Origin of the sequence: endosymbiont of Riftia pachyptila (vent Ph05), assembly GCF_000224455.1 — a bacterium.
Classification (GTDB): domain Bacteria; phylum Pseudomonadota; class Gammaproteobacteria; order Chromatiales; family Chromatiaceae; genus Endoriftia; species Endoriftia persephonae.
Genome location: NZ_AFOC01000001.1, coordinates 80,769 through 95,370, shown reverse-complemented (window position 1 = coordinate 95,370; position 14,602 = coordinate 80,769). Strand labels below are relative to the sequence as shown.

The following is a 14,602-nucleotide window of genomic DNA, read 5'->3' as shown; positions in this document are numbered from 1 at the left end:
GCGTGAGGTGCGCTCTGGGCCGCAGATTACCCAGCCGCTCTACAGTCAGCCAAGTGCGGGTTTTGCCCAGGAGGCGAGCGGCTTCAATCTGGGTCAGCGGGTGGTACACCCCAAGTTTGGCGAAGGGGTGGTGCTCAACGCCGAGGGCCAGGGGCGTTCGGCGCGGGTGCAGGTCAACTTTGAGACAGAAGGGAGCAAGTGGCTGGTGGTGGCCTACGCCAATCTCTCCCCTCTGTAGCTGAAAAATTCGGAAGATCTGCCGATTAGATGCTGAGTAGTAGGCTGAAACTTGTCTCAGGTGGCAGCAATGAGTCGGGGATTGAGATGATGGAACAACCGCTGGAAAAGAGTCTGGAAGAGGCTGAAGTTGAGGTGGTGCTGAGAGGGATTCGTATCCCACCCCAGCCGCAGATCCTGGTGGATCTGCATATGCAGATGGCGATGCCCGACTTTTCTCTGGCGGATATCGCTGAGTTGATCTCACGAGATGTCGGGCTCTCCGGCCTTGTGATGAAGGCGGTTAACTCCCCAGTGTTTGGCATGTCGCGCACGGTCAGCTCGATCGATCATGCTATCGGTCTGTTGGGACTCAACAGCCTGGTCAACATTATCAATGCGGTCTCCCTGCAGCAGACTATCGCTGACCAATCGGCAAAGACCCTGAACGCATTTTGGGACAATGCCAGCGATGTGGCGGTGACGAGTGCTGCGATCTCCCGGCGCCTTGATCTGGGATCGGCCGAAGAGGCCTATACCCTAGGCCTGTTCCACAACTGTGGTATCCCGTTGCTGGCGCAGAAGCATGATGATTATCTCAATACGATTGGCCAGGCCTATCAGATGACCGATCAGCGGGTGACCGATTTTGAAAATCAAATGATAAATTCCAACCATGCGGTGGTGGGATATTACGTGGCACGCTCATGGAAGCTGCCGCTCTATCTCTGTGAGGCAATCGCCGAGCACCATAAAGCCGATCTCAGCCTGCAGAGTGATGAGATCAGCCAGGCCAACAAAAAAAACCTGCTTGCCATCCTCAAACTGGCGACCCACCTCTGTGCCACCTACCGTGTGATTGGCAGCAGCGGTGTCGATCACGAGTTTGAGAGCTACGGACAGCCGGTACTGGAGTATCTGGGTATGAGCCAGATCGATCTGGCCGACCTGCGTGACGATCTGATCGACATGGGTCTGGTCACACTCTGATCCGCGCATCCTCCTTGCCAATGACTGAGGCCAATCCCTGTGCTGCGGGCAGACATCTGCTTTAGTCATGCAGTGATAAATCGAAGGCGCTAGAATGGGCACCTTGCCATCGTTGGGCATCTGACTGGAGGATAACTGATGAAGCGTCGCGAGTTTATCAAGGGGCTGGGAGCAGGTGCGCTGGTGACCGGTGGTGCACTGGGTGCTGTGTCACAGGCACAGGCCAAGTCGACTATCAAATGGAAGATGGTCACTACCTGGCCGAAGAATTTCCCCGGCCTGGGGACTGGCGCCAATCTGCTGGCCAAGCTGATCACCGAGATGAGCGGTGGGCGGTTGCGGGTCAAGGTCTACGGCGCTAAAGAGCTGGTGCCTGCCTTCGAGGTGTTCGATGCGGTCTCCCGCGGCACCGCTGAGATGGGGCACGGTGCGGCCTACTACTGGAAGGGCAAGAGCGAGGCGGCGCAGTTTTTCTCCACCGTGCCCTTCGGTATGACCGCGCAGGAGATGAACGGCTGGATGTACTACGGCGATGGCCTCAAGCTGTGGCGTGAACTCTACGATGGTTTCGGTCTGGTGCCTGCCCCCGCCGGTAACACCGGGGTGCAGATGGGCGGCTGGTTCAACAAACAGATCAACAGCGTCGATGATCTGAAGGGGCTGAAGATGCGCATCCCCGGCCTCGGCGGCGAGGTGCTGCGGCGCGCTGGCGGCACCCCGGTGAATCTGCCCGGCGGCGAGCTCTTCACCTCGCTCAAATCCGGTGCTATCGACGCCACCGAGTGGGTCAACCCCTACAACGACCTCGCCTTCGGCCTCTTCAAGGCGGCCAAATACTACTATTACCCCGGCTTCCATGAGCCCGGCACCACCCTCGAGGCGATCATCAATAAAGAGGCTCTGCAGACGCTGCCGAAGGATCTCCAGTCGATCGTGCTGAATGCCTGTAAGGTGGTGAATCAGGAGATGCTGGCGGAATACACCGCGCGCAACCCGGCGGCGCTGCGCACGCTGGTGGAGAAGCATAAGGTCGATATTCGTAGCTATCCTGACGATGTGCTGGCGACTCTGCGCAGATACTCTGAAGAGGTGGTGACTGAGCTGGCCGCCAAGGATGCCTTCTCGAAGAAGGTTTTCGACTCTTACAGTGCCTTTCTCAAGGGCTCTCGGGAGTGGGGCGGGATCTCCAACCTGTCCTATCTGATGGCCCGCGACAAGGTTTGATAATTTTGCTTTGGCCGCCCTGGCCTGATCTGGCCGGGGCGGCTCGTTCCTATCCATCAGCATGATCGACTCACTGCCACCGCTCTCTCTTTACATCCACATCCCCTGGTGTGTTCGCAAGTGCCCCTATTGCGACTTCAACTCCCATCAGGTGAGGGAGGCGCTGGATGAGCCGCCCTATATCGATGCGCTACTGGCCGATCTGGAGCAGGATCTGAAGCAAACGGGTGGGCGGCCGCTCCATTCAATCTTCATCGGTGGTGGTACCCCCAGCCTCTTCTCACCGGGGTCGATAGCTGCACTGTTGGCAGGAGTGATGGCGCGGGTTGAAACTGAGCCGGAGCTGGAGATCACCCTGGAGGCGAATCCAGGCACCCTGGAAGCGGACAACTTCAGCGGCTATCGAGATGCGGGGGTGAATCGCCTCTCGGTCGGGGTGCAGAGCTTCGATACTGCCAGACTGCAGGCGCTGGGGCGCATCCATGATCCAGATCAGGCGATGCTGGCGGTGGAGCGGGCCCGGCAAGCGGGTTTCAGCCGCATCAATCTGGATCTGATGTTCGGTCTGCCGGGGCAGACGTCGGCCTCAGCAGCAGAGGATCTGAGCATCGCGTTGCAGCTCGATCCTGGCCATATCTCCTACTATCAGCTGACCCTGGAGCCCAACACCCACTTCCATCAGTTTCCACCAGCGCTGCCTGATGATGAGCTGATCTGGGAGATCCACTCCCAGGGGCAGACTTGTCTGGCTGAGGCGGGTTATCTCCAGTATGAGATCTCGGCCTATGCGCGCCCTGGCGAGCGCTGTCGGCACAATCTCAACTACTGGTGCTTTGGTGACTATATCGGTATCGGTGCTGGTGCGCACGGCAAGCTCACGCTGGCGGACGGGAGGATTCTACGCAACTGGAAGCAGCGTCGTCCGCAGGCCTATCTTGCTGCTGCATACGGGGCTGGCGCAGTTCAGGGGGAGCGTTGGCTGGAGAGAGATGACCGGCTGCTGGAGTTCATGATGAACGCGCTGCGCCTGAATGAGGGTTTTTCACTGTCGCAATTTGAGGCGCGAAGCGGATTATCCCGACGGCAGCTGGACGAGGCGCTGGCAACTGCCCAAGCCCGGGAGTTGTTGTTGCGGTCCGGTGAACAGATTCGCCCCAGTCTCCGAGGGCATGCCTTTCTCAACGATCTGCTCGCGATATTTACTCCGCAGTAGGCTGGTTTATTTTGTAAACTACTGATATATGTCAGTGAAAAGGCCGTTCACTGGTTGTCCACTGTGATAGCACAGGCACTTTTCAGATGGACGGATGCTAGACTGTCGCCGGCTGATTATCAGGCTATAAATACCCGATAATTAAATGGTTTCTCTTCTAATTGGCAAACTAAGCGAGCAATGAACTCACAGACAAAACAACCCACACTCTTTTGTGAGATGTCCCAATGCTGGGGCGGTGATGCTGCTGTTGAGTGCAGCAGTTGCGGACTGGATCCACTCTGTGCACTGGTTGATTACGGTACAAATGACTCGGCCGCAGTTGATGAGATCCTGTTGGCGAATCGCGCAGTTGCCAAAGGGGAGACACTATTCCGGGTTGGAATGCCGTTTTTCTCCATCTTTTCTGTCAAGTCGGGCGCATTTAAAACGCTGTTGCCGTCCAGCCACTCGGCAGATCAAATTATTGGCTTTCACTTGCCGGGAGAGTTGATGGGGGTGGAAGGTATTGCCCAGGCGCGTTATCCGTTTACCGTGCGCGCTTTGGAGGTGAGTCATATCTGTGAGTTGCGCCTCGACCGGCTGAATGCACTGCTTGATGATAAGGAGCGGGTGCAGCAGGCGATTATCTCGATGCTGAGTGGAGAGGTGGCATTCCAATACTCCCTGACGGCGGAGCTGATTCGTCAGTCTGCCGAGGGGCGTGTAGCGGCCTTTCTGCTCAATCTCTCCCGGCGGCTTGTGGGGCGGGGCTTTTCCGGTTCAGAGTTCAACCTGCCAATGTCACGGGTCGATATTGGCAACTTTCTCGGCCTGGCGCCTGAAACCATTACCCGCTTTCTCAAGAGCCTGGAGCGCAAGGGGTTGATCGAGATCAGACGTAAAAGCCTGAAGATTCTTGACGAGGGAGGCGTTGCGGCGCTGGCAGAAGCTGGAGAGTGACCCGGCCGTTGCAGAGCCGTTGAGGGTGATCTCTTGCTCTGCAAGTAGGCCGGGCTGGCGCTGGGCGAGCCGGATTATAGCGCCAATGGTCGGTAGACTACTGCCTTATTCCTCCATGCGGCATTTTTCAAGGAAGTTATCCAGCCCGATCTCCTCCGCATATGCCTTGAGTACCTTGGGGCGGGGGCCTTTCTCTTTCACTACGATAATCTGATCCGGGTTGTCGGGCAGATTGCCATAACGGCCCGCAGGGATCTTGATGCTTGGTTTGGCTTTGGCGCGAACACGGCGGCGTTTCTTCACCGTTTTCTTTTTCACCGTGACGGCCTGCTTCGACTCCTCGCCTTTTTTCTGCGCCTTATCGAGGCGGGCTACTACCCTGCGTGCGACCTTGATGTTGTGAATAATAAAGTCATCCAAGCTCAGGCCGGCTTGTTGCAGAACGTCGAGAATAGACTGCTGGGTCGTTTCCAGCGCCTGTTTCTGTTGCTCCTCTTTTGCCTGCTGTGCTTTTAGTTTTTCAAGTCGCGTGGATAATGCTTCAATCTCTTTTTCTGTTTTTGTTGCCATCTGTTTGCCAACTCCAAAGTTAAATAGAAAAGTGATTCTACGACGTAATTAATAATTGGGGAAGTAAGACAATTAATTTAATAGCATATAATTGCTTAACTGAAAGGGGGCCACTGTATGAAAGCCTATAAACCTATCCCCTGTATGTTGCATGAGCAGTTCGAATTTGCCGCATTGAAAATGAGATATATAGAGTTGGTTTGGTTAGATGAAGGTGGCACTGAAAGATCGATAAAGGTGAAACCTATCGATCTATTTGCAAAGCAGGGGGCTGAGTATCTAAAGGGTAAGACGTCGGCTGGAGAAATATGTCTTCTCCGGCTTGATCAAATAAAATCACCTGTCTGGGCAGAAACCGGCGAGCCGTTACTGGGTTCCCGGGATTGAGAGGGGATGCAGCGCTTACGCTATTAATTCCCGAAGTGCGTAGTTCCTCAGAGTTATGCCCATAGGAAAATCATTCTGCGACAGCCGGCAAGATTCGATGGTAATGTGCAGAAAAGTAATCGGTTTATTCCGAATGAAGAAGACACGACTCGACAAGATGGACTTTGATGCCATGTGCTCGGCTGCCTCGGCTGACCCGGAGGGCTTCGAACAGCTGCGTCAGGAGGCTATCGAAAACCTGATCAGTCAGGCCCCGCAGGAGCGCCAGAAACAGTTGCGCAGCCTGCAGTGGCGCATCGACCAGGAGCGTCGAAATGGATCGCCGCTGAGCGCCTGTGTACGCATATCGCGTATGATGTGGGTGCGCCTGGCCGGTAGCAATGGCCTGCTGGATCGTCTCGAGCAACTACAACGGTGCTGGAATGAAGGTGAGAGCCCGGCTCCCGAGCCGAGCGCCAAGATTCTCAATTTCCCCCCATCGTTGGGTGATGGCTAACAGGGCCTTGCCAAGTCCAGCCATTTCTTTTACTATTGCGCGCCTTCTCCGCCAGACTGGCGGTAAATCATAGTTTTCTGAATGGGTCTGACATGAAAGCGGATATCCATCCTCGATACGAGGAAGTCAAGGTCGTTTGTAGTTGCGGAAGTGAATTCACCACGCATTCCACTCTGGGTAAGGAAGAGCTCCATGTGGAAGTTTGCTCCGCCTGCCATCCTTTCTTTACCGGCAAGCAGAAGATTCTCGATACCGCTGGCCGGGTAGACAAGTTTCGCAGAAAATACGGCCGTTAGATCTCAGCTGGGGCGCTCCGCGGTCGAAAAATCGCACAGGAGACTCCGGTTTTTTGATGATGGTCTGCAGAGGGCCCCTCTGGCGGGGCTTTTTCTGTGCCTGCTGTTTTTTCTCCTTCCCTCTTTTGTAGCGGCTAGCTGCCTGTCATTCAAGTTGCCCACTCCGCCGGTTAAAGTGGCGAAGGTCTTCGATGGCGATACCCTTGAGCTTAAAGATGGCCGGCGTATCCGTCTGATCGGCATCAACACACCCGAGATTGGTCACCAGGGCAGGAGCGACGAAACGGGTGCCAGAGCAGCGCGACGGCTGCTGCAAAGCTTGCTCGAGGCCTCCGCTCAGCGTATCTACCTGAGGTCAGGTGAAGAGCAGCAGGACCGTTACCATCGCCACCTGGCTCACCTCTATAATGCCGACGGCGAAAACCTTACCGAGCGCCTGCTCGCTGCCGGAGTCGGTCTGCAGATCGCCATCCCGCCAAATCTCCAAAACCTCGACTGCTATGGCCAAGCGGAGGCAGAGGCCCGGGCTATGGGCAGAGGACTCTGGAAAGGCTCAGATTTTCCCCTCGATGTCAGTCGCCTGAGGGCCCGGGAACGTGGTTTTTATCTGTTGCGAGGGCAGGTGGCGCGTGCCAAGAGGGAGCGTGACAGAATCTGGATTGATCTTCAGGGAGGGGTAGCGCTGTGGGTCCACAATGATGAGCTGCCCTATTTTGTCGATTTCAAACCGGAGTTGCTGGCAGGGCGACCGTTGGAAGTGCGCGGCTGGCTCTACCCCGGCAAGGGCGGTTTGCGCATGCGGTTACACCATCCGGCAGCGATTCGGTGGCTGGACCGGTGAGGCGCGCCTAAGGTTATTTTCGCGGTGGCAGTTTGATCTGTGTTGCGGGGGGTGAACAGCTGCCCTGTTCCGATTCGCAGGCGCCGTTACCGCAGGCGCCGCAGCCTGCCTTATAGCCCCGATAGCTGGGGTCCTGTCGCTTCAGCCAATCCTGGAATATGATCCAGCCGCCGCAGAGTGCGGCGAGGCCAAGCAGTGCTAATAGATGGGTCCACATAATGAGATCCCCTCAGGATGAGCTGAACAGACCGGCAAAGCCCATGAAGGCCATCGAAAGGATGCCGGCGATGATCAGATTAATGGCGGTGCCGCGGATCAGCACCGGCACGTCGACGATCTCTGTCTCTTCGCGCATCCCGGCCATCAGGACCATCGCCAAGGTGAAGCCGGCACCGGCACCAAGTGCAAAGGTTACCCCTTCGAGAAAACCATAGCCGCGGTTGGTGGCGAAGATCGCCAGACCGAGGATGGCGCAGTTGGTGGTGATCAGCGGCAGGAAGATACCTAGTGCCTTGAACAGGGCTGGGCTGAGCTTCTTGATCGCCATCTCGATGAACTGCACTGTGGAGGCGATTACCACGATGAAACTGATCAGTCGCAGATAGGGAGCGTAGATCAGTACATAGGTGTTAAGAAACCAAGAGCAGATGGCGGTGATCAGCAGCACGAAGGTGGTTGCGAGACCCAGCCGGAAGGAGGTCTCGAGCCTGCCGGAGACGCCTAGAAAGGGACAAAGGCCAAGGAAGTAGGCGAGCACGAAGTTGTTGACCAACATCGCGCCGATGAATATCCAGATCAGATCTTGCATCAGACGTTCCCCCGCTCAGTCGCCACCACCTGTTCCAGGAACTGCCGGCGCCGCGCGGTGACCCAGTTGAAGAAGAGCAGGATCAAGCCCAGAGTCAGGAAGCCGCCGGGCGGCAGGATCATGATCACCCAAGGATCGAAGTTGACACCGAGCAGGTCGATGCCAAACAACGAGCCGCTGCCGAGGATCTCACGGATGCTGCCCAGCACCAGCATCGCGAACAGGAAGCCACCGGCCATGCCGATCGCATCCATTACCGCAAATCGCACGCTGTGCTTGCCAGCGAACGCCTCCTGGCGACCAAGGATCATGCAGTTGGCAACGATCAGCGGGATAAAGGCCCCCAGCTCTTTGTGGATCGCCGGCACCAGCGCCAGCAGAGTGTAGTCGATCACCGTGACAAAGGTGGCGATGATGATGATATAGAGGGAGATCCGCACCTGTTTCGGGATCAGGTTGCGAAACAGCGAAACCAGTGCGCTGGAGCCGACCAGCACAAACAGTGTCGCCAGCCCCATCGTCATGGCGTTGATTGCCGAGTTGGTCACCGCCAGCATCGGGCACATTCCCAGCACCTGCACGAATACCGGGTTGTCGCGCCAGATGCCCTTGATCATCTCATCGTAGGCGGAGGCATCTTTTCCTGAAATGGCCATAACTCTTTAACCTAAAGGTAACAGCTGTAGATCCGGCTTGAGCCGGACATATCCGCCTAAAGGCAGACCTACAAACGTTTATCCCACTTGGCGTGGGCCCCGTTGATGATACGCACCACCGCCTTGGAGGAGATGGTTGCACCAGTGATTGCATCGATCTCGTAGGGCGCCGATTTGCTGCCCTTCTTCACCGCCTTGATCTGCGGGTCCACCGCCAAGCCATCGAAGTTGGCAACGAAGTCCTTGTCCTTAAAAATCTTGTCGCCCAGGCCTGGGGTCTCACGGCTATCCAGGATCTCCATGCCAACGATCTTGCGCTGCTCCGGCAGATAGCCGTAGAGTAGCTTGATGGTGTCCTGAAAGCCCGGCCCCTCGCCGGCCACCGCATAACCGACCAGATCGCCCTGCTGATTGTAGCCGCCGTAACCGTATCCTCGTGGCGCCCTCCTGGGTGCGTTCGCTCAGCCCGCCATCGCTGTATTGCAGCTTCTTCATGCTGGCCACGCCGGGCAGCACCTTGAACACCGCCGCCTTCAGCTCCGCCGCCTTGTTGGCGGTGATGGTCGGTAGGGTTGCCTCAAAGATGCTGATGATCACCAGCCCCGAGATCAGCCCGGCAAAGGCGACCGAAAGCGCTAGTTTCTGTGGGCTGGGTTCGGCCACCTGTGGTGTCTGCTGCTGCATACTCATGAACGTTCCACTCCCCGGCCAAAGACCCGTGGTTGAGTGTAACGGTCGATCAGCGGCGTCGCCGAGTTCATCAGCAGGATCGCGTACATCATCCCCTCCGGCATGCCGCCGAAGACCCGGATTAACACCACCAGAAAGCCGATGCCGGTACCGAAGATAAGCAAGCCTTTCGGTGACAGTGGCGAGGTCACCGGGTCGGTGGCCATGTAGATCGCCCCCAGCATCATGCCGCCGGAAAACAGCGTAAACAGCGGGCTGGGGAAGCGTGCGCTATCGACCATAAAAAGGATCAAAGAGAAGAGTCCGGCGGTGACAAAGATGCTGACCGGAATACGCCAGTCGAGATCGCGTCGCCACCAGAGCCAGAGCCCGCCGAGCATCAGCAGCAGGCCACTAGTCTCGCCCAGCGAGCCGGCGGTGTTGCCGATGAACAGTGACCAGAACTCGCTGGATTGGTGCTCAAATTTCATCATGCCGAGTGGGCTGGCGGTGGTGAGGCTGTCCCAGGTCCCCTGCATCAGCGGCGCAGCGAAGGTGCTGGAGTAGAGGTCGAAGAAGTGCTCAGGGCCCTGAGCCGGGTACCAGGTGGTCATGGCGATGGGGAAGGTGCCGAGCAGGAAGGCGCGTCCCACCAGTGCTGGATTGAACAGGTTGTTGCCCAGTCCGCCCCAGATCACCTTGCCTAGACCGATCGCCACCATCCCGCCGAGGAACGCCTGCCAGAGCGGCAGCGCTGGCGGCAGGGTCAGTCCCAGCAGCAGCCCGGTGAGCGCGGCACTGCCATCGCCCAGTGCTACCTTGCGCGATTCTGCCGGGGTGAACACCCACTCGACCATCACCGCACCGGCGATGCAGGCGAGCAGCACCAGCAAGGCGCTGAGGCCAAAGAACCAGAGCCCAGCCAGGGTGGCGGGCAGCAGCGCATACCAGACATCGCGCATCGCGCTCGGGGTGGTCATCCCCTGGGCTAGCAGCGGCGCTGGTTGCACCAGCAGTTTTGGGTCGCGTTGCTGCTTCATTCGCTATGACTCCTGCGGTGCTGGTGGCGCAGATTATCCTTGGCAGTGCGGATGTGCTGCACGATAGGGATCGATGAGGGGCAGGCAAAGGTGCAGGCGCCACACTCCACACAATCGAGCACATTGATCTCCTTCATCTCGTCGTAGAGCCGCGCCTTGGCGAGGCGGGCGAAACGCGATGGATTGAGAAAGTAGGGGCAGGCATCCAAGCAGCGGCCGCAGTGGATGCAGGGGTATTCGCGCGGGCGGCTGGTCTCTGATTCGGTGAAGGCGAGCACCCCCGAGGTACCCTTCAGTACCGGTACATCAAGGCTGGCGATCGGCGCGCCCATCATCGGCCCGCCGGAGATCACCTCACGGGTGTCGTCGCTCAGGCCGCCGCAGAACTTGAGTAGATCGCGCAGCGGTGTGCCAAGTGGCACGATCAGATTGGCCGGATAGTTGATGCCGGGGCCGGAGACGGTCACCACCCGCTCGATCAGCGGCATGCCGCTGTCGAACCAGTCTGCGATGGCGACCACCGTGCCCACGTTGTTGACCACGATGCCGCAGTCCCGCGGCAGCTGGCCAGCCGGCACCTCGATATCGTAGATCGCCTTGATCAGCATCTTCTCCGCGCCCTGCGGATACTTCATCGGCAGGCCAACAATATCGACCGGCTCGTCTCCCAGCTCCGTCTGCAGGGTCGCGATGGCATCGGGCTTATTGTCCTCCACACCGATGGTGGCGCGACGGGCGCCGAGCTTGCGGCGCACGATCTCAGCGCCGCGGATCACTGCCGCCGGGCGTTCCACCATCAGGCGGTGGTCGTTGGTCAGATAGGGTTCGCACTCGGCACCGTTGATCAAGATGTTGTCGATGCGCTGGCCCTCGGGGATCGAGAATTTAACATGGGCCGGGAAGGCCGCGCCGCCCATGCCGACAATGCCGGCGCGCTGCACCTGTTGGATAAACTCATCGATGGAGAGCGCCTCCCAGTCAACCGGTGGCTGTGGCTGAAACTGCTGGGTGGCATAAGGATCGGCCTCAATCACAATCGCCGGCTTGAAGCTGCCGTCGGTATACCGGCAGGCCTCGATCGCAGCGACCCGGCCCGTCACCGGGCTGTGTAGTGCGGTCGACATGAAGGCGCCGGGTTCGGCGATCAGCTCGCCGCGAGTGAGGCTCTGCCCCTTCTCCACCACCGGCTTGGCCGGCACCCCGATGTGTTGCCCCAGCGGCATCACATAGCGTTCGCTAAACGGCACCCGCTGGATGCGCAGATCCACCGTCTGCTGCTTGTGCGGATCTGGGTGTACGCCGTGGCGGAAGGTGCCTTTCAGATTGAATAGAGTGCCTAACAGAGACATAGCGATACTGCGGTGCAAGCCAAATGAGCGCCCTAGTTTAGCAAAATTGGTTGGCCACGACCGCCCGGCAAAGGGCGAGAAAGGGCACAAAAAAAGATAGAATCCTGATTCTAACAGAGAGGAGAAGCGCGATGAGTAATGCGGCTGAAGAGTCGGTTAAACGATTCTGTGATGGCTGCTCCTGCTCCCAGGCGGTGCTGAGCAGCTACGCCGATCGCTACGGTCTGGAGCAGACAGTGGCGATGCGTATCGCCGCTGGGTTGGGCGGCGGCCTGGGGCGCATGGGTGGCACCTGCGGTGCGCTGACCGGCGCAGCGCTGGTGTTGGGGCTGGAGAATGGTTCGCCGGATCGCATCGACAAGCTCGCCAAGAAGGCAACCTACGACGCGGTGGCTGAGCTACAACGACGTTTCAGTGAGCGCCACGGTTCGATCCTCTGCCGCGATCTGCTACAGCATGACCTGAGCATCCCGCAGCAGTATCTGGAAGCCAAGGCTCTGGACCTCTTCAAGACGGAGTGCCCTGCCTTTGTCGAGACTACGGTGGAGATCCTCGACGATCTGTTGCAGTAGGCTCGAGGCCTCCTATCACCCAGACAGAAGAAACAAAATTATGCAGCAAAAGATCCTTACTATGCTCGACCTGCAGGCGGCGATGAACGCACGGGTCAACCCGCAGTGGCGCGCCGCCAACCTGCCCTGGTACCGGGCGATCTGGACCGAGTGCGCCGAGATGCTCGACCACTACGGCTGGAAGTGGTGGAAACATCAGAAACCGGATATGGAGCAGGTCCATCTGGAGCTGGTCGATATCTGGCACTTTGCTCTGAGCGACCTGCTGATGCGTGGCGACAGTCCCGAGCAGATCGCAGCGCAGACCCAGGTTGCGCTGGCCGAGCCGACCGAGTGCGACGACTTCCGTGAGTCGATCGAGCAGATGGCGCAGCGCTCGATTGCTAGCCGCTCTGCCGATATCCGCCTGTTCGCTGCGATGATGCAGCTCGCTGAGCTCGACTTCGACAAGCTGTTCAAGACCTACGTGGGCAAGAACGTACTCAACTTCTTCCGCCAGGACCACGGCTACAAAGAGGGCAGCTATATCAAGGTCTGGCAGGGCCGTGAGGACAATGAGCATCTGGCGGAGTTGCTCGCCACGATTGATGCCGAGAGCCCTAGTTTCTCTAAGGATCTCTATCAGCGGTTGGCTGATGTCTACCCTGGCTAGACTGCTATAGTCACCAGATAGATCACAACCAAGAAATTTCACTAAATGACCGAGAGTTCCGGGGATGATGTTGCGACTCCTGAGGAAAGGGATGAACTGATCTTTGCGCAGGATGAGGTGCAGCAGGAGCTGGTGGAGAGCGGCCAGCACAATCCACCCTGGAAGGTGTTGATCGTCGACGATGAGCGCGGAGTGCACGATGTCACCCTGCTGGCGCTGCGCGATTTCCGCTTCCATCAACGCCGCCTCGAATTTCTGCACGCCTACTCTGCTGCCGATGCCCGCGCACTGCTGGATGAACACTCCGACACGGCGGTGATCCTGCTCGATGTGGTGATGGAGGCAGATGACGCTGGGCTGGCCTTGGTTAGCCACATCCGCGAGCAGCTGGGCAACCGTTTTGTGCGCATCATCCTACGCACCGGCCAGCCGGGCCAGGCCCCCGAGGCGCGGGTGGTCGAGCAGTATGACATCAACGACTACAAGGAGAAGACCGAACTCACCGCACAGAAGCTGACCACCAGTCTCTATGCGGCGCTGCGTTCCTACCACGATATCATCAGCCTGGAGCAGAACCGGCGTGGCTTGGCGCGGGTGGTGGCCTCCACCGCCTCAATCATCCAGATTCGCGACCTGGACCACTTCCTCAGCGGTCTGCTGATGCAGGTAGTATCGGTGTTGGGACTCGATCAGGATGCCTTCATCGGTGTGGTCTCCGGCTTTATTGCCGGCCCCCCCTGTGCAGCGGATGAGAGCCTGCTGCGGATCTTGGTCGGGGTGGGGAGTTTCGAGGCCAAGCAGGGCCAGTGTGTCGACCAGGTGCTGGAGCCGGAGGATCTCACACTGTTGCGGCGCAGCCTGCAATCAGACCATCCGCTGCATCAGGATGGCAGCTACGTGTTCCGTTTCGATGGCTGCAAGCAGGGCAACGGGGTGGTCTTTGTGACCGGATGTGATGGGATCGGCAGCAGCGCCCTGAATCTGGTGAAGCTATTCTGCTCCAGCGCCTCAGTGGCCTATGAGAACGTCAACCTCTACCACGAGATCGAGGACACCCAGCGGGAGATCGTCTTCATGCTCGGTACGGTGGCCGAGTTTCGCTCCCGCGAGACCGGTAACCATGTGCGCCGGGTGGCTGAGTATGTCGGCCTGCTGGCGCACCATTGGGGGCTCGAACCGACAGAGGTCGAGCAAGTGAAGCTGGCAGCGCCACTGCACGACATCGGCAAGATCGCGATCCCCGATCAGATCCTCAACAAACCCGGCCGCCTGACACCTGAAGAGTTCGAGATCATGAAGAGCCACGCCCGCATCGGTTATGAGATGCTGAAAGGCTCTTCACGGCCGATCCTCAAGTCGGCCGCGATTATCGCCCGTGACCACCAGGAGAAGTGGGACGGTAGCGGCTATCCGGCTGGCGCCAGCGGCGAAACGATCCACCTCTATGGTCGCCTCACCGCAGTGGCCGATGTGTTTGATGCTCTCGGCAGTGATCGTTGCTACAAGCAGGCGTGGCCGCTAGAGCAGATCATTGACTATTTCAGCGAGCAGCGCAGTCGGCACTTCGATCCGCGGATCACTGATATCCTGCTACAGAATCTCGACGAGTTTCTCGTGATTCGCGAACGCTACCGGGATGATGTAAACCCGGCCTATACCCCGTTCAGCCATACGGAGTAGG

Annotated in this window: 18 protein-coding genes and 1 pseudogene; 12 read left to right on the top strand and 7 right to left on the bottom strand. The window is 58.3% G+C overall.

Features of this window, described 5'->3' with window-relative positions:
• The 5 genes and pseudogenes from uvrD to RIFP1SYM_RS00405 all read left to right on the top strand — a co-directional run.
• Positions 1–238, top strand: a pseudogene (gene uvrD, locus RIFP1SYM_RS17690) (DNA helicase II); the annotation flags it as partial.
• A gap of 29 nt (positions 239–267) precedes the next feature.
• The gene (locus RIFP1SYM_RS00420) at positions 268–1,206 is read left to right on the top strand and encodes an HDOD domain-containing protein (RefSeq protein WP_005958536.1); all 939 of its coding nucleotides are present in this window, start codon (positions 268–270) and stop codon (positions 1,204–1,206) included.
• Between the two features lie 138 nt (positions 1,207–1,344).
• On the top strand, positions 1,345–2,430 hold the full coding sequence (locus RIFP1SYM_RS00415) for a TRAP transporter substrate-binding protein (protein WP_005958535.1): 1,086 nt from the start codon (positions 1,345–1,347) through the stop codon (positions 2,428–2,430).
• A gap of 61 nt (positions 2,431–2,491) precedes the next feature.
• A complete protein-coding gene (gene hemW, locus RIFP1SYM_RS00410; protein WP_005958534.1) occupies positions 2,492–3,643 on the top strand; it encodes a radical SAM family heme chaperone HemW in 1,152 nt (383 codons plus the stop codon).
• A gap of 180 nt (positions 3,644–3,823) precedes the next feature.
• The gene (locus tag RIFP1SYM_RS00405) at positions 3,824–4,585 is read left to right on the top strand and encodes a helix-turn-helix domain-containing protein (RefSeq protein ID WP_005958533.1); all 762 of its coding nucleotides are present in this window, start codon (positions 3,824–3,826) and stop codon (positions 4,583–4,585) included.
• A gap of 105 nt (positions 4,586–4,690) precedes the next feature.
• Here RIFP1SYM_RS00405 and RIFP1SYM_RS00400 read toward each other — a convergent pair whose 3' ends face one another.
• Positions 4,691–5,155 carry a hypothetical protein gene (locus tag RIFP1SYM_RS00400; protein ID WP_005958532.1) on the bottom strand — a complete coding sequence of 155 codons (465 nt, stop codon included), beginning with the start codon at positions 5,153–5,155 and terminating at the stop codon, positions 4,691–4,693.
• Between the two features lie 117 nt (positions 5,156–5,272).
• Between RIFP1SYM_RS00400 and RIFP1SYM_RS00395 the strand changes: the two genes are divergently transcribed.
• The 4 genes from RIFP1SYM_RS00395 (at position 5,273) to RIFP1SYM_RS00385 (ending at position 7,175) form a co-directional block, all read left to right on the top strand.
• Positions 5,273–5,542, top strand: a complete 270-nt coding sequence (locus RIFP1SYM_RS00395; RefSeq protein ID WP_039959400.1) for a WYL domain-containing protein — start codon at positions 5,273–5,275, stop codon at positions 5,540–5,542.
• 133 nt (positions 5,543–5,675) lie between these two features.
• Complete coding sequence (locus tag RIFP1SYM_RS00390; RefSeq protein ID WP_006475007.1) at positions 5,676–6,038, top strand: DUF3135 domain-containing protein; 363 nt, start codon at positions 5,676–5,678, stop codon at positions 6,036–6,038.
• A 92-nt stretch (positions 6,039–6,130) separates the two neighbouring features.
• Positions 6,131–6,334, top strand: a complete 204-nt coding sequence (gene rpmE / locus RIFP1SYM_RS16695) for a 50S ribosomal protein L31 (RefSeq protein ID WP_006475008.1) — start codon at positions 6,131–6,133, stop codon at positions 6,332–6,334.
• 175 nt (positions 6,335–6,509) lie between these two features.
• Positions 6,510–7,175 (top strand): thermonuclease family protein, encoded by a 666-nt coding sequence (locus RIFP1SYM_RS00385; RefSeq protein ID WP_006475009.1) that lies wholly within the window; start codon positions 6,510–6,512, stop codon positions 7,173–7,175.
• 229 nt (positions 7,176–7,404) lie between these two features.
• Here RIFP1SYM_RS00385 and RIFP1SYM_RS00375 read toward each other — a convergent pair whose 3' ends face one another.
• The 6 genes from RIFP1SYM_RS00375 to rsxC all read right to left on the bottom strand — a co-directional run bounded on the left by RIFP1SYM_RS00375 (position 7,405) and on the right by rsxC (position 11,697).
• A complete protein-coding gene (locus RIFP1SYM_RS00375; RefSeq protein ID WP_005958528.1) occupies positions 7,405–7,983 on the bottom strand; it encodes an electron transport complex protein RnfA in 579 nt (192 codons plus the stop codon).
• The gene (gene rsxE / locus RIFP1SYM_RS00370) at positions 7,983–8,639 is read right to left on the bottom strand and encodes an electron transport complex subunit RsxE (RefSeq protein WP_005958527.1); all 657 of its coding nucleotides are present in this window, start codon (positions 8,637–8,639) and stop codon (positions 7,983–7,985) included. Before rsxE ends, RIFP1SYM_RS00375 begins: the two co-directional genes overlap by 1 nt.
• Before the next feature lie 68 nt (positions 8,640–8,707).
• Positions 8,708–9,022: an RnfABCDGE type electron transport complex subunit G gene (locus RIFP1SYM_RS00365; RefSeq protein ID WP_005958526.1), complete on the bottom strand. Its 315-nt coding sequence runs from the start codon at positions 9,020–9,022 to the stop codon at positions 8,708–8,710.
• Positions 8,925–9,329 carry a hypothetical protein gene (locus tag RIFP1SYM_RS17235; protein ID WP_005958525.1) on the bottom strand — a complete coding sequence of 135 codons (405 nt, stop codon included), beginning with the start codon at positions 9,327–9,329 and terminating at the stop codon, positions 8,925–8,927. Before RIFP1SYM_RS17235 ends, RIFP1SYM_RS00365 begins: the two co-directional genes overlap by 98 nt.
• Positions 9,326–10,348, bottom strand: coding sequence for an RnfABCDGE type electron transport complex subunit D (locus tag RIFP1SYM_RS00360; protein ID WP_005958524.1), 1,023 nt, complete (start codon positions 10,346–10,348; stop codon positions 9,326–9,328). Before RIFP1SYM_RS00360 ends, RIFP1SYM_RS17235 begins: the two co-directional genes overlap by 4 nt.
• On the bottom strand, positions 10,345–11,697 hold the full coding sequence (gene rsxC / locus RIFP1SYM_RS00355) for an electron transport complex subunit RsxC (protein WP_039959397.1): 1,353 nt from the start codon (positions 11,695–11,697) through the stop codon (positions 10,345–10,347). The genes RIFP1SYM_RS00360 and rsxC overlap by 4 nt, the downstream gene beginning before the upstream one ends.
• 131 nt (positions 11,698–11,828) lie before the next feature.
• On the opposite strand from rsxC, the gene RIFP1SYM_RS00350 reads away from it, so the two are divergent.
• Genes RIFP1SYM_RS00350 through RIFP1SYM_RS00340 form a run of 3 tightly spaced genes read left to right on the top strand, consistent with a single transcriptional unit; the run spans position 11,829 to position 14,601 of the window.
• Positions 11,829–12,269, top strand: coding sequence for a C-GCAxxG-C-C family protein (locus tag RIFP1SYM_RS00350; RefSeq protein ID WP_006475013.1), 441 nt, complete (start codon positions 11,829–11,831; stop codon positions 12,267–12,269).
• A 40-nt stretch (positions 12,270–12,309) separates the two neighbouring features.
• Positions 12,310–12,921, top strand: coding sequence for a dUTP diphosphatase (locus RIFP1SYM_RS00345; RefSeq protein ID WP_006475014.1), 612 nt, complete (start codon positions 12,310–12,312; stop codon positions 12,919–12,921).
• Positions 12,922–12,966: 45 nt separating this feature from the next.
• Complete coding sequence (locus RIFP1SYM_RS00340; protein WP_005958520.1) at positions 12,967–14,601, top strand: HD domain-containing phosphohydrolase; 1,635 nt, start codon at positions 12,967–12,969, stop codon at positions 14,599–14,601.
• The last annotated feature ends 1 nt before the right edge of the window (position 14,602 follow it).

Bases quoted from the DNA above. Each gene is read 5' to 3' on its own strand.
- RIFP1SYM_RS00420 (WP_005958536.1), top strand. From the start codon at position 268: ATGCTGAGTAGTAGGCTGAAACTTGTCTCAGGTGGCAGCAATGAGTCG.
- RIFP1SYM_RS00415 (WP_005958535.1), top strand. From the start codon at position 1,345: ATGAAGCGTCGCGAGTTTATCAAGGGGCTGGGAGCAGGTGCGCTGGTG.
- hemW (WP_005958534.1), top strand. From the start codon at position 2,492: ATGATCGACTCACTGCCACCGCTCTCTCTTTACATCCACATCCCCTGG.
- RIFP1SYM_RS00405 (WP_005958533.1), top strand. From the start codon at position 3,824: ATGAACTCACAGACAAAACAACCCACACTCTTTTGTGAGATGTCCCAA.
- RIFP1SYM_RS00400 (WP_005958532.1), bottom strand. From the start codon at position 5,155: ATGGCAACAAAAACAGAAAAAGAGATTGAAGCATTATCCACGCGACTT.
- RIFP1SYM_RS00395 (WP_039959400.1), top strand. From the start codon at position 5,273: ATGAAAGCCTATAAACCTATCCCCTGTATGTTGCATGAGCAGTTCGAA.
- RIFP1SYM_RS00390 (WP_006475007.1), top strand. From the start codon at position 5,676: ATGAAGAAGACACGACTCGACAAGATGGACTTTGATGCCATGTGCTCG.
- rpmE (WP_006475008.1), top strand. From the start codon at position 6,131: ATGAAAGCGGATATCCATCCTCGATACGAGGAAGTCAAGGTCGTTTGT.
- RIFP1SYM_RS00375 (WP_005958528.1), bottom strand. From the start codon at position 7,983: ATGCAAGATCTGATCTGGATATTCATCGGCGCGATGTTGGTCAACAAC.
- rsxE (WP_005958527.1), bottom strand. From the start codon at position 8,639: ATGGCCATTTCAGGAAAAGATGCCTCCGCCTACGATGAGATGATCAAG.
- RIFP1SYM_RS17235 (WP_005958525.1), bottom strand. From the start codon at position 9,329: ATGAGTATGCAGCAGCAGACACCACAGGTGGCCGAACCCAGCCCACAG.
- RIFP1SYM_RS00360 (WP_005958524.1), bottom strand. From the start codon at position 10,348: ATGAAGCAGCAACGCGACCCAAAACTGCTGGTGCAACCAGCGCCGCTG.
- rsxC (WP_039959397.1), bottom strand. From the start codon at position 11,697: ATGTCTCTGTTAGGCACTCTATTCAATCTGAAAGGCACCTTCCGCCAC.
- RIFP1SYM_RS00350 (WP_006475013.1), top strand. From the start codon at position 11,829: ATGAGTAATGCGGCTGAAGAGTCGGTTAAACGATTCTGTGATGGCTGC.
- RIFP1SYM_RS00345 (WP_006475014.1), top strand. From the start codon at position 12,310: ATGCAGCAAAAGATCCTTACTATGCTCGACCTGCAGGCGGCGATGAAC.
- RIFP1SYM_RS00340 (WP_005958520.1), top strand. From the start codon at position 12,967: ATGACCGAGAGTTCCGGGGATGATGTTGCGACTCCTGAGGAAAGGGAT.